The sequence below is a fragment of the Nonomuraea sp. NPDC051298 genome (assembly GCF_055586305.1).
This window is the reverse complement of the sequence record NZ_JBVJIM010000015.1, coordinates 130485-142691: the sequence shown is the minus strand read 5'-3', so window position 1 is coordinate 142691 and position 12207 is coordinate 130485. Positions and strand designations below refer to the sequence as shown.

Genomic DNA, 12207 nt, shown 5'->3' with positions numbered 1-12207 from the left:
TTTCCGTAAAACGTCTGTGAGTGTGGGCGACCCCGCCGTCCCCCGGCTCAGGCTCTCCCATCCTCCACAGGCAGAGCAGGCGCGCCCTTCTCCGCGCGACGGGCGCACCGAACGAGAGGAACCTTCGTGCGCAAAGCTGCCCTGACCTTGGCAGCGGCCGGCCTGTGGACGCTGCTCGCGGCCCCCGCCTACGCCGCGAGCCTGCCCACGGTCGTCCCCCCGGCCCCTCCCGCCGGCCAGAGCCAGCCGGTCCACCCGGCGCCCGCCCCGGCGGCGGAGCCCGCCGCACCCGCGGCGGAACCCGTCGCCCCGGCGCCGGAGGCCGCCCCGCCCTCCAGCCTGGTGACGGTCTTCAACGACGAGATCATCGAGCCGATCAACATTCCGGTCAGCACCTGCGACAACCTGCTGTCGCAGCACACCTCGACCTCCTGCAACGCGGGTGCGGCCTCGGCGACGACGGTGCCCTGACCCTTCCGGCCTGCTCGCGTCCCGGCGGAGCGTGAACGCCGTTCGCGGGATCGGCCACTGACCCGGACCCCGGCCGCTGATCGAGTGGCCGGGGTTCTCGCCCTCTGGATCAGGAACGGGGCCGGTCGGCTTGGCCGCGGAAGCGGTCGGTGGCCTCGATCAGACGGTCGAGGGTGCCGGGTTCCGAACCGCTGTGACCCGCGTCCTCGACGAGGTGGAACTCGGCCTCCGGCCACGCCTGGTGCAGATCCCATGCCTGGTCGGGCGGGGTCTTCATGTCGTAGCGGCCGTTGACGATCACGGTCGGCACGTGCCGGATGCGGTCCACGCCCGCCAGCAGGCCCTCCTTGGGGAGGAATCCGCCGTTGCCGATGTAGTGGTGGGTGATGCGGGCGAAGAGCAGGACGGCGGCGTCGTCGAGCTGCGGCGGATCGACGGGCACCAGGGTGTTGGCCGCGAACTCCCAGCCCATCCAGGCGCGGGCCGCCGGGAGGTGGACGGCGGGGTCGGGGTCTTCGATGCGGCGGCCGTACGCGGCGAGCAGGTCGTGTCGCTCGGCGGCCGGGACGGCGTCGCGGAACGCGGCCCACTCGGCGGGAAAGAGGTGGGCCGCGCCGGTGGAGGTGAACGACCAGACCTCGTCGGAGGGCCGGACGAGGTAGATGCCGCGGAGCACGAGTTCGGTGACCCGGTCGGGGTGGGCCTGGGCGTACGCGAGGGCGAGGGTGCTGCCCCAGCTTCCGCCGAAGACCAGCCAGCGGTCGACGTGCAGGTGCTCGCGGAGCCGTTCGATGTCGGCGACCAGGTGTGGGGTGGTGTTGTGCCGCAGCGACACGGCCGGGTCCGCGGCGCTCGGCCGGCTGGCGCCGCAGTTGCGCTGGTCGAACAGCACGATCCGGTACGCGGCCGGATCGAAGAACCGGCGGAAGGCGGGCAGGATGCCACCGCCGGGGCCACCGTGCAGGAAGACCGCGGGCTTGCCGTCCGGGTTGCCGCAAGCCTCCCAGTAGATCTCGTTGCCGTCCCCGACGTCGAGCAGACCGGAGTCGTACGGCTCGATCGGCGGATAGAACTCCTTCAGCGCCATGCGATCAAGTACACCCCGAAAACCGGGCGATCGCGCACAGAACCATCCAGAAGGTCGGGATCGCCCTGTACGGATGAGGTTCAGCCTTCCAGGGTCCGTTCGAGCCATGCCACCAGCATGTCCACGGTGGAGCCGAACAGTTCGTCCGGATGCTGTGGGCCGGCCTCGGCGACGACGCGGCGTAGATGGGGGGCGTCGAGACGTGTCGCGGCATCCCGGACCTGCGGAGGGACCGTGTCCCATTCGGACGGTTCCACCCCCGGCGGCGGCCGGTCGTGCCAGGAGTCGTAGAACTCGGTGAACCCGGCGATCAGCAGGATCATCTGCTGATACGCGCGGAGTGCGCCTTCCGGGCCCAGCCCGATCCGCAGCAGGAATTCGAGCACGGCGTCCTGGTGGCGGGCCAGGGTCGGCTGCGGGCCGGTCAGGGTCGCGAACTGCCCGCTCATGGCCAGCGCCACCAGCCCGGCGTGCCGCCGGTACCAGGCGCGCAGCTCGTGGCAGTAGCCGCGCAGGCTGTCCTGCCAGTCCGCCGGGTCCAGCCGGGGTTCGGGCGCGTCGTCCTGTGCCACGCCCAGCGCCAGCGCCAGCACCTCGCGCTGATCGGTGACGTAGTTGTACAGCGCGCGAGGGGAGACGCCGAGTTCGTCGGCGAGCGCTCGCATGCGCAGCGCCGTCGGCCCGTCTCGCGAGATCGCCGTCAGCGCCGTCCTGCCGATCAACTCCCTGGTCAAGGTGGGCCTGCCCTTGCGGTGGGTGGGCCGGCGCCGGGTACGCGGGATCTCGCTGGACACAGGGCAAGACTAGCCAAGGTTGAACTTCACACCTGTTGACTTTAAGCGGGTCGACGGGCAACCTTGGTTAGGTGAGCCTTACTTCATCGCCCAGCTTCGACCACCTGATCCATGTCGTCCCGGATGTGCCGCGCGCGGCGACCGCGTACGACGCGGCCGGATTCCGCACGTACACCGCGGAGCCGGCCTTCGGCGCGCAGAACGGGAGCTGGCTCGACGACCTGCGCTACGTCGAGCTGTACACCGTGCTGAATCGCGAGGAATGGGTGTCCAACATGTACGCCCCGTGGTCCCGGCAGGTCGTGTCCACCGTGGAGGACATGACGGCCGCCGGCGGTGGCGCGTTCGCGATGGGTTTCGAGGTGCCCGAGATCGCCAGGGCGACCGAGCGGATGCGCTCTGCCGGGGTCGCCGCCGAGGTGATCATGATTGACATGCCGCGTGGCGATCGGAAGGTGTCGTACCCGCTCGCGTTCCCCACCGAAGGTCCACGGTGGACGCCGTTCCTGCTCACCTACCCCGGCGAGCCCGAACAGCGCCGCGCGCTCACGCGCTCCCGCGGCCGGCGGTCCTCCGGCTTCGGCATCGACCACCTCGTGGTGGAGACCGCCGACCCGCGCGAGGGCGCGCGGTGGCTGGCCGCGATCCTGGGCCTGCCGGACGCCACCCCGGTCGGCGCCGACTGGCGGCTCGCGGTGCCCGGCGCGGACCTCGTCTTCACCGCCGGGCCCGCCGAGCGCGTCACCACCGTCGGCCTGACCGGCCCCGACGCGCCGGACGTGACCCTGTTCGGGCTGCGCTACCGGCCCGTTCGGCGCTGACGCCGCGCCGGGGCCCGTGGTGCCCTTGGCGGGCGGAGCCCCCGGAGATCGATTGCCGCCAAGTACGACATATGTGGTAAGTCTCCGTCATCACTTCTGTAACGGAGGCCACATTGCGTACCTTGGCTATCGCCGGATTGACCACCCTGCTGCTCGGGCTGGGCTCCCACGCCGCCCTCGCCGACCCTGAGAAGGGCGAGCCCGTGAAGGACGGGCCGATCGCGCGGCAGCTCCCGACCACGTTCGCGGCGGGCGACGACTATTGGACGCCAGAACGCATGCGCGCCGCTCGGCCGTTGGCCGCCCCCGCCCGTCCGGCGAAGGCCGCGACCGGCGAGGCGACACCGCTGGCGGCCGGCGAGGAGGTGGAGGTCGCTCCCACCGCCGCTCCCGGGACCATGCGCTGGGAGAAGGTCGTCCCGTACGCCACGGCGGCGGCTACCCAGCAGACGTGGAAGTCGGGCGGCCTCATCGCCAAGACGGCCGGGAAGGTGTTCGGCACCGGCGGCAACGGCAACGACTTCGTGGCCTCCGGCACCGTGGTGAACAGCACCGACGGGGACGTCATCGTGACCGTCGCGCACGCCATGATCGACAGTGAGGGCCGCTGGAGCCGCAACCTGATCTTCGTGCCCGCCTACAAGAACGGGGCGGCGCCGTACGGGAAGTTCACGGCGCGCACGATGTACATCTGGTCCGGCTACTACAAGGACGGCGTCCGCAAGCCGCCGCTCGACTTCGGCATGCTGGTCGTCAACAAGGTGAAGAGCAAGACCCCGGTGCAGACCGTGGGCGGGCAGGGCATCCGGTTCAACTCCACCACCGCCGGCAAGACCAACCTGCTGCTCGGCTACCCGAACAACGGCAACAGCGGGCAGACCCTGCAGTTCTGCAGCGGCGCCTCCGTCGCCCCCGCCTACGACATGAAGTACGCCCTGCTCTGCGACATGGGCGGCGGCTCCAGCGGCGGGCCCTGGTTCCAGGACTTCAACCAGGCCGCCGGCTCCGGTTACGTGATCTCCAACCACGCCCTGCGCAACAGCACGACCAGCTACGGCGCGTACTTCGGCGCCGAGGCCCTGGCCACCTTCCGCGCCGCCGTCGCGGCCTGACTCCTGGCACCCCGCCCGACCCGGCGGGGTGCCCCGGTGAAGCATCCGGCCGGTTCGGCGACGAGGTCGCAGAACCGGCCGACCTGCGCCCGGTAAATGCCCTTGGGGCGCGCGTGGCCGGCGATGCAGAATCTGTGGGAGGACGCGGGTCCCCCTGTGGGTCGACGGAAGGGATTGGAGGTGCGGGGATGACCGCTCAGCTCGTCGCGCTCTGCTTCGATGCGAACGACCCGCTCGGTCTCGCCCGCTTCTGGGCGGGAGTCCTGGGCTGGGAGATGACCGACGATCCCCATGGCGGCAGCACGCTCCTGCCGAGCGATGACACCGGGTTCCTGATCCGGTTCCTGCCGAGCCGGGAGCGGAAGACCGGCCAGAACCAGATGCACTTCGATCTGACGAGCACGTCCCTCGACGACCAGCGGCGGACGGTCGCGAGGTCGATCGAGCTGGGTGCGCGGCACATCGACGTCGGGCAACGTCCGGAGGAGCGCCATGTGGTGCTCGCCGACCCCGAGGGCAACGAGTTCTGCGTCATCGAGCCGGACAACGAGTTCCTCGCCGACTGCGGGTTCATCGGGGCGCTCGCGTGTGACGGCTCGCAGGAGGTCGGCTACTTCTGGAGCGCGGCGCTGGGCTGGCCGCTGGTCTGGGACCAGGACCAGGAGACCGCCATCCGTTCGCCCCACGGCGGTCCGAAGATCACCTGGGGTGGTCCGCCGGTGGCGCGGAAGACCGGCAAGAACCGGCTGCACTTCGACCTCGCGCCACCCGCGCACGGTGATCAGCAGGCGGAGGCCGACCATCTGGTGTCACTCGGCGCGAGCCGGATCGACCTCGGCCAGGGCGAGGCCGGCCACGTGGTGATGGCCGACCCTGACGGCAACGAGTTCTGCGTGTTGCCCCCTCGATGACGTGACCAGGGCCGGGGCGCGCCGCCGGTTACGGCGTGGCCGGTCCGTACCGGGGCGGTCGGCCGGTCAGGGCCGACCACAGGCGCGTGCCGAACTCGAAGTGCCACCACTCCTCCGCCAGCACCACGAACCCCTGCCCCCGAAGCGTGTGGTACAGCAGCCGCCTCAGCGTGCGCACCGGCCCGGCGACGTGCTCGAAGGCTGTGGCCGCGGCCAGATGACTGAATTCGTCGAACGCCGTGCCCAGCGCCAGCGGCACTCCCTGCCAGGTCAAGGTGAGATCGACCGCCCCGCCCGTGAGATGAGGCGGTGGTGCTGCGGGGTTCTCCGAAGGCGGCGCGACGAAGTCGGTACCGGCGCTCTCGTCCAGGCTGATCGCGTCGTACAACTCTCGTTGCAGCGCCAGGGGCCGCCAGGCGTCGAAGACCGCGACACCGAATCCCTCCGGCAGGGCGGCGGCTGCCCGCCGCAGCCGTACGAGCGCGTCGTCTCTCAACCACTGCAGGTCGACCGCGTGCCGCCAACCGGACCTGGCGTAGCTGTGCAACAGGGCTATCCCGTCGCCCGCGACCTGCGACAGCGGCTCTCCATGATCGATCGCTGCCGTCGAGCGCCGGAGGGCGGGGGACTCGGACGTGAGCGCGGGGATGGGCAGCTCATGAAGCCCGGAGGGCAAGCCTTGCGCGGCCGCAGCGAGCAACGAGCCGCTCTCGGCTGTGGAGATCATGCCCCCGAGGGTAACAACCCCGTTTTGCCATCCTTGGGCCACAAGACTTAACCTAATTCCACTAGGTTTCTCTTGACGGCTCTAAGGAAAGGGTGGAGCGCATGGCGCGGGCCGGGTTGACGGCGGAACGGGTGACGCTCGCGGGCGCCGAGCTGGCCGACGAGGTCGGGCTCGAACACGTGACCATGTCGGCGGTGGCGCGGCGGCTCGGGGTGAAGGACGCCAGCCTTTACGCGCACGTACGCGGCCTGGAAGACCTGCGGGGGCGGATCGCGCTGCTGGCGGCCGACGAGAAGACCATCGGCATCGCCGAGGCCACCGCCGGGCGGGCGGGCAGGGACGCGCTCGTCGCGTTCGCGGATGCCTGGCGCGCGTACGCCCACGCCCACCCAGGCCGCTACACCGCGACCCAGGTCCCGATGCAGATCGATCCCGAGCTGGCGGCCCAGGCATCCGGGCCACGGCGCGCGGTCGAGCTGACCTACAGCATGCTGCGCGCCTACGCGCTGACCGAGCCCGACCTGACCGACGCGGTCCGGCTGGTACGCAGCACACTCCACGGCTTCGTCAGCCTCGAAGCCGCGGGCGGGTTCGCGCACTCGCGTCCGTCCGAGGACTCGTGGGCCCGCTGCCTCGACGCCCTGCACTCCCTCCTGGGCCGCTGGCCCGCACCGGGTGAAGGAGCCACTTCCCCTCGTTGACCAGGCGGCAAAGAAGGAGGGCAAGCGCCATGGAGCCCAGCGGATGGGCGGACGAACGGTTCGCGAAGGTCGCGGACGTCTTCTCCCGGAACTTCGCCGAGTACGGCGAACTCGGCGCGGCCGTCACCGTGTACGCCGGCGGACGCAAGGTCGTCGACCTGTGGGGCGGGATCGCGGACGCGCGGACCGCCCGGCCGTGGACCCAGGACACGGTCGTGCCGGTCTTCTCCTGCGCCAAGGGTCTGGTCGGTATCAGTGCCCACCTTCTCGCCCAGCACGGACACCTCGACCTCGACGCCCCGATCGCCCAGTACTGGCCCGAGTTCGGGCAGCGCGGCAAGGAGACCGTCACCTGTCGCATGGTGCTCGGGCACCGGGCCGGGATCCCCGCCCTCGACGCGGTGCTCGACCTCGCGGAGATCGCCGCCTGGACCCCGGTGATCCGCGCCATCGAGGAGCAGGTCCCGCTGTGGCGGCCGGGCACGGCGTACGAGTACCACGGCCACGTCTTCGGGTTTCTCGTCGGCGAGGTCATCCGACGTGTCACCGGGCTCACTCCCGGCGCCTACTTCCGCCGGGCGGTGGGCGAGCCGCTGGGGATACGGGCCTGGATCGGCCTGCCCGCCGACGAGATGGACGCGCGAGCCCGGCTGGTGGAGGCCGAAGGGCGGCCGCCGATGCCCGGCCCCGAGCACCTGCTCACCCGCATCGTGACGATGAACGGCGCGCTCGTCTTCCCCGGCCTCGACGAGCCGCGCGGCTGGAACGATCCGGCGCTGCTGGGTGCGGAACTGCCCGGAGCGGGTGCGACGGCTTCGGCGAGCGGCCTGGCCGGGCTGTACGCGGCGGCCGTGACCGGCATCGAGGGCCGGGAGCGGCTGCTGACCGCCGGCACTGTCACGGACGCGGTCCGCGAGGTTTCCTCGGGCAGGGGCTGGCTGGGCTTCGACGCCGGGGCGCGCTGGGGCTCGGGCTTCCTCCTCGACTCAGCCTTCCGCCCCATGCTGGGCAGCCGCAGCTTCGGCAACGACGGCGCGGGCGGGCAGTTCGCCTTCGGTGACGACGAGTTCGGGGTGGGCTTCGCGTACGTCGCCAACCGCATGATCGGTCACGGGGACGCGCGTGCCAACCGGTTGGTCGCGGCGCTGCGCACGTGTGTGGGCGGCGATTGAGCCGATCGAAAGCCGGCGTTAAACTGTGAATGACAGACACAGTATGCCATTCACAGTTTCTTGCGCGGGAAGGCGGCGAGCCGATGGAGATTCGCACGTTCACGGAAGGCGACCGGGCCGAGTTACGGGAGTTGTTCGGCCGGGCGGGTGAAGGCTCGCCGACCGCGTCGCTGTGGGGGCACACGCCGTCCGAGGCGGTCGTCTACCTGGATCCCTACATGGACCTGGAGCCTCAGTCGCTCCTGCTGGCCGTGGCGGACGGGGCCCTGGTCGGCTACCTGACCGGTTGCCTCGACAGTTCGGCGTTCCCCGGGGAGAGCGAGCGCATGGAGAGGGCGATCCGGCAGCACCGGCTGATCTTCCGTCCGGCGTCCGCGCGGTTCTTCCTGCGCGCGGCGGTCGACGCGGCTCGGATCTCGGCCACCCGCCGGCCCTCGGCGGGAGACTTCACCGACCCCCGCTGGCCTGCTCACCTGCACATCAACGTGGCCCCCTCCGCGCGCGGGACCGGTGCCGCCGACGCGCTGATGCGGCGCTGGTTCGACCATCTCAGGAGCGCCGGATCGCCCGGCTGCCATCTGCAGACGTTGGTCGAGAACGTCCGGGCGCTGCGGTTCTTCACCCGCATGGGATTCGTGGCGCACGGTCCGGCGCCGCTGGTGCCTGGTCTCAGGTTCCGCGGCAAACGGGTCCACCAGCGGACGATGGTCTGGAGCGCTCGATAGTGCGGCGGCCGGTGGTCATCGGGGACTCGGCTCCGAGGAGGGGAGCCGGCCGAGCGCGGAGGCGACCTCGGTCGCGAGCAGCCGACCGAGGGCACGGGGGCAGGGTACGGCTGGGTGTCTGGTTTGGGGCGTCGAGCGCCCGGTGTGGGGGCCTATTGGCTCGCCATCCCGGGCAGGACCAGACTCACCAGCTTCCCGCCTCCCGGGTAGCGGGCCACCTGGCGGGCCTTGCCGGTGCCGATGTCGACCGCGTAGGCGCGGATCTCGTTCTTGCCTCCGTAGATGATCGTGACCTCGGATCCGCTGGTCCACAGACCGGTGTCCAGCACAGCGCCGTCCTGCTTCGCGGGCAGCCCACGGACGGACACCGTCCGCAGGATTCGTCCGTTCTTCGCGTCGAGCACGCTGAGCTTGTTCTTGGTGTGGTCCGGGTGGTCGAAGGCGACCACCGTGCGGCCGTCCGGGGCCAGTTCGCTGAACATGATGAACTTCCCGTCGAAGCGCACCGGCCGGCCGCCGCCGATGACCGGCATCTGCCACAGATCGGTCTTGACGTAACGGACCAGCTCGGCGACGCCGTCCTTGATGCTGACCACCTCGTACTTGCCGTCCACCGATCGGCTCTTGCCGGTACGCACGTCGATCAGCAGCCCGGGATCCTTGCTCCCCTCGCGTGGATCGAAGAACACGTAACGGCCGTCGTCGGAGAGCGCCAGCATGGAGCCGATGTCGATCCGCTCCTCCGGCACGGCCACGGGAGAGGTCACCTGGGTGCCGCCCACCAGATCGCGGACCACGTGCGCCTTGGCCTGACGGCTGTAGTAGACGAGCCTGCGGCCGTCCCGGCTGATCGCGACGGGCGCGGTCCGGTCCTTGGCGGTGTTGGCCAGCGCCTGCGGCACCCGGTACGTCCGGTTGTTCCGGGTGACCACCCGCCACTCGACCGTGCTGCAGTCGATGCGGACCGGATTGCTCTGGCGCTTGCAGGGCGTCTGGAACGCGTACGCGAGCGGTCCCACCGCCCCGTCCGGCAGGGTGGGAACGGTGTCCACCTGCTGCGGCGTGACCGTACGGTCGGCCACGCCGGCCCCCTGCGACGGCAGCGTCACCGCGGTGCTCGCCGCGCCCACCACCGCGACCGTCGCGACGGCGGCCAGCATGAACGTGCTCCGCCGCCGGCGCCGGTAGCCGGCCACGGCGACGTCGGCCAGGTCCACCAGGGGCGCCTGCGCGGCGATGTCGTCCAGCGCCTCCCGCAGCCTCGTCATCGGGCCATCTCCTTGATCTCCGGGTCGTCCAGCAGATATGCGAGTTCGGGCGCGTGCGTCCGCAGGCGGGCCAGCGCGTGATGGGACTGGCTCTTGACGGTGCCGGGCGCGCAGCCCAGCGCCTCGGCGGTCTGCGCCTCGGTCAGGTCCTCCCAGAACCGCAGCACGATCACGGCCCGCTGCCTGGGCGGCAGCTTGTCCAGCGCCTGGCGTAACACGATCCGCTGAAGCGCCGCGTCGTCGTGGGAGGTGCCGCGCTCCGGCAGCTCGGCGCTCGGCACCTCCGGCCGGGGCCGGCGCCTCCACGAGATGTACTGGTTGACGAGCGCCTTACGGGTGTACGCCTCGGGGTTGCCGCCGCCGGTCAGCTTGGACCACTGGCCCGCGACCTTGACCAGGACGCTCTGCAACAGGTCCTCGGCGAGGTGCGCGTCTCCCGTGAGCAGGTACGCCGTCCGCATCAGCGACTGCTGGCGGGCGATCACGAACTCGCGGAATTCGTCGTGACGATGCAATGCGATCTCCTCTCGCCCGTTCAAAACGCGACCCGGCGGACGAAAGGTTGCACCCGATTTCCCACGTGTCGCGATCCGGGGCCCCGTCGCCGGAGGAGATACCTGCTGGCCTAGGGGATCACAGCCCGCCAGCGAGGTCCGGGACCTGCTGGGGCGCGCACGGCGGCTGCTGAGCGACGCGCGAGAAATGATCGCCGAGGCTCAGCGCGGAGTCGGCAACACGGAGATCTCGCAGGCGTAGGAGTCGGCCGGCGCGCTCAGCACCCAGGTGATCATCGAAGCGAGCGTCTGCGGCCGGATGCACGACTCGGGATCGTACGGCCGCCCGAAGGCGCTCCTGACCTCCCCCAGCAGGTCGGTGGCCGTCGCCGCCGGATACACCGTGGTGACGCGTACCCCGTGGGCCGCTTCCTCCTCGCGCAGCGAGTCGGCCAGCTCCCGCAGCGCCGCCTTGCTGGCCACGAACGCCCCCCAGCGCGGGACACCGGTCAACCCGGGCGAGGCGTTGACGAAGACCACATGACCTCTGGAACGCCGCAGCGCGGGCAGCGTCAGCCGGACCAGCTCGGCGGCGGAGGCCACGTTGACCGCCAGCGTACGCCGCCAGGTCTCAGGTCCGGCCTCGGCGACGGCCTCGACGGGGGAGATCCCCGCACAGTGCACCAGGGCGTGCACGTCCGCGAGTCCCCCCGTGTCCTCCAGCGCCTTCATGGCGGTGGCGAGCGTCCCTGGCTCGGCCAGATCCGCCTCGATCCCCGGGACCTCCAGCCGCCCGACGCCGCGCCCCACGGCGGTCACCCGATGCCCCGCCGCCACGAGCGCGCTGACCAGCGCCGTCCCGATCCCTCCGGTGGCGCCGGTCACCAGCACATGTCCCATGAGGCTCTTCTCATCGTCCGAGAACTGATCATCACGCCCGAGCTGGAGCGGCTTGTCGGTCGTCGGGCCGTGGTCAGGGTTTGACGGCGATGCCGCCGAACATCAGGCGCTGGCCCACGCTCAGCTCCTCGGGGAGGTCCTCCTCCGGGCGCCACTGCGGCAGCGGTACGACACCCGGCTCGACCAGGTCGTGCCCCTTGAAGAAGGAGGTGATCTCGGCGACGGTGCGGAACCGGCCGGTGCCGAGGAGCGCGAGATACTTCTCCTCCGCCTCGCGGGATCCGGGGAAGGAGTCGCAGAAGTGGGTGACGAAGAGGTGGCTACCGGACGGGACCGCGTCCATGTACGCCTCGACGATGCCCCACGGGTCCTCGTCGTCGTGCAGGTGGTGCAGGATGCCGATCATCATCACGGCGACCGGGCGGCTGAAGTCGATGAGCCGCTGGACGGCCTCGTCCGCGAGGATCGCCGCCGGGTCGCGCAGGTCCGAGGTGACCACCCCGGTGCGGTCGTTCTCGGCCAGCAGGGCCCGGCCGTGCGCCAGCACCATCGGATCGTTGTCGACGTAGACCACGCGCGCTTCGGGGTTCACGCTCTGCGCGACCTGGTGGGTGTTCTGCACGGTCGGCAGCCCAGAGCCGAGGTCGAGGAACTGCGTGACACCCTGGTCGATCAGAAACCGGACGCCGCGCCCCAGAATCTGCCGGTTGTAGGCCGCCACGTCGTAGATCTCAGGTATGACCTTCACGATCTCCGCGACAAAGGCGCGATCGACCTCGAAGTTGTCCTTCCCGTGGAGGACGACGTCGTAGGCTCTGGCGATGCTGGGTTTGGTGGTGTCGATCGCACTCGTCCACTTGTTTGACTGCTCGGCCACAGGTGTCCTTCCTCGCGGAGTCGATCACCTAAGATCCTAGACGTCCACTGATCTGATGAATGATCTTCTCGGTAGATGAACATCGGGAGTTCACTGATTTGTCGGGCACCTGATCGCTGGGGAACCCCGGCCGCGGGAGGAATCCGC

The 12207-nt window shown here is 70.6% G+C and carries 14 protein-coding genes; 7 read left to right on the top strand and 7 right to left on the bottom strand.

Annotated elements, in window-relative coordinates; translation table 11 throughout:
* The first annotated feature begins 126 nt into the window (after window positions 1–126).
* Window positions 127–471 (top strand): hypothetical protein, encoded by a 345-nt coding sequence (locus ACZ6S0_RS35165; protein ID WP_344881887.1) that lies wholly within the window; start codon window positions 127–129, stop codon window positions 469–471.
* A 109-nt stretch (window positions 472–580) separates the two neighbouring features.
* On the opposite strand, the gene pip is transcribed toward ACZ6S0_RS35165, so the two are convergent.
* Window positions 581–1552 (bottom strand): prolyl aminopeptidase, encoded by a 972-nt coding sequence (pip, locus tag ACZ6S0_RS35160; protein ID WP_465923776.1) that lies wholly within the window; start codon window positions 1550–1552, stop codon window positions 581–583.
* 86 nt (window positions 1553–1638) lie between these two features.
* Window positions 1639–2352, bottom strand: a complete 714-nt coding sequence (locus tag ACZ6S0_RS35155; RefSeq protein WP_465923639.1) for a TetR/AcrR family transcriptional regulator — start codon at window positions 2350–2352, stop codon at window positions 1639–1641.
* 71 nt (window positions 2353–2423) lie between these two features.
* On the opposite strand from ACZ6S0_RS35155, the gene ACZ6S0_RS35150 reads away from it, so the two are divergent.
* The 3 genes from ACZ6S0_RS35150 to ACZ6S0_RS35140 all read left to right on the top strand — a co-directional run bounded on the left by ACZ6S0_RS35150 (window position 2424) and on the right by ACZ6S0_RS35140 (window position 5196).
* Entirely contained in the window at window positions 2424–3173 is a 750-nt protein-coding gene (locus ACZ6S0_RS35150) for a VOC family protein (RefSeq protein ID WP_465923638.1), read from the top strand.
* Between the two features lie 122 nt (window positions 3174–3295).
* The gene (locus ACZ6S0_RS35145) at window positions 3296–4285 is read left to right on the top strand and encodes a trypsin-like serine peptidase (protein ID WP_465923637.1); all 990 of its coding nucleotides are present in this window, start codon (window positions 3296–3298) and stop codon (window positions 4283–4285) included.
* A 188-nt stretch (window positions 4286–4473) separates the two neighbouring features.
* The gene (locus ACZ6S0_RS35140; protein WP_465923636.1) at window positions 4474–5196 is read left to right on the top strand and encodes a VOC family protein; all 723 of its coding nucleotides are present in this window, start codon (window positions 4474–4476) and stop codon (window positions 5194–5196) included.
* A 28-nt stretch (window positions 5197–5224) separates the two neighbouring features.
* Here ACZ6S0_RS35140 and ACZ6S0_RS35135 read toward each other — a convergent pair whose 3' ends face one another.
* Window positions 5225–5923 carry a M15 family metallopeptidase gene (locus ACZ6S0_RS35135; protein WP_465923635.1) on the bottom strand — a complete coding sequence of 233 codons (699 nt, stop codon included), beginning with the start codon at window positions 5921–5923 and terminating at the stop codon, window positions 5225–5227.
* A 101-nt stretch (window positions 5924–6024) separates the two neighbouring features.
* Here ACZ6S0_RS35135 and ACZ6S0_RS35130 point away from each other — a divergent pair, with 101 nt between their 5' ends.
* From ACZ6S0_RS35130 to ACZ6S0_RS35120, 3 genes are all read left to right on the top strand, one after another.
* A complete protein-coding gene (locus ACZ6S0_RS35130; protein WP_465923634.1) occupies window positions 6025–6624 on the top strand; it encodes a TetR/AcrR family transcriptional regulator in 600 nt (199 codons plus the stop codon).
* A gap of 29 nt (window positions 6625–6653) precedes the next feature.
* On the top strand, window positions 6654–7796 hold the full coding sequence (locus ACZ6S0_RS35125; protein WP_465923633.1) for a serine hydrolase domain-containing protein: 1143 nt from the start codon (window positions 6654–6656) through the stop codon (window positions 7794–7796).
* A gap of 83 nt (window positions 7797–7879) precedes the next feature.
* A complete protein-coding gene (locus ACZ6S0_RS35120) occupies window positions 7880–8521 on the top strand; it encodes a GNAT family N-acetyltransferase (RefSeq protein ID WP_465923632.1) in 642 nt (213 codons plus the stop codon).
* Window positions 8522–8673: 152 nt separating this feature from the next.
* Here ACZ6S0_RS35120 and ACZ6S0_RS35115 read toward each other — a convergent pair whose 3' ends face one another.
* From ACZ6S0_RS35115 to ACZ6S0_RS35100, 4 genes are all read right to left on the bottom strand, one after another.
* Window positions 8674–9789 carry a hypothetical protein gene (locus tag ACZ6S0_RS35115; RefSeq protein ID WP_465923631.1) on the bottom strand — a complete coding sequence of 372 codons (1116 nt, stop codon included), beginning with the start codon at window positions 9787–9789 and terminating at the stop codon, window positions 8674–8676.
* A complete protein-coding gene (locus ACZ6S0_RS35110; RefSeq protein WP_465923630.1) occupies window positions 9786–10304 on the bottom strand; it encodes a SigE family RNA polymerase sigma factor in 519 nt (172 codons plus the stop codon). Before ACZ6S0_RS35110 ends, ACZ6S0_RS35115 begins: the two co-directional genes overlap by 4 nt.
* Before the next feature lie 201 nt (window positions 10305–10505).
* Window positions 10506–11183 (bottom strand): SDR family NAD(P)-dependent oxidoreductase, encoded by a 678-nt coding sequence (locus tag ACZ6S0_RS35105; RefSeq protein WP_465923629.1) that lies wholly within the window; start codon window positions 11181–11183, stop codon window positions 10506–10508.
* A 73-nt stretch (window positions 11184–11256) separates the two neighbouring features.
* Window positions 11257–12060 carry an SAM-dependent methyltransferase gene (locus ACZ6S0_RS35100; protein ID WP_465923628.1) on the bottom strand — a complete coding sequence of 268 codons (804 nt, stop codon included), beginning with the start codon at window positions 12058–12060 and terminating at the stop codon, window positions 11257–11259.
* Between the last annotated feature and the right edge of the window lie 147 nt (window positions 12061–12207).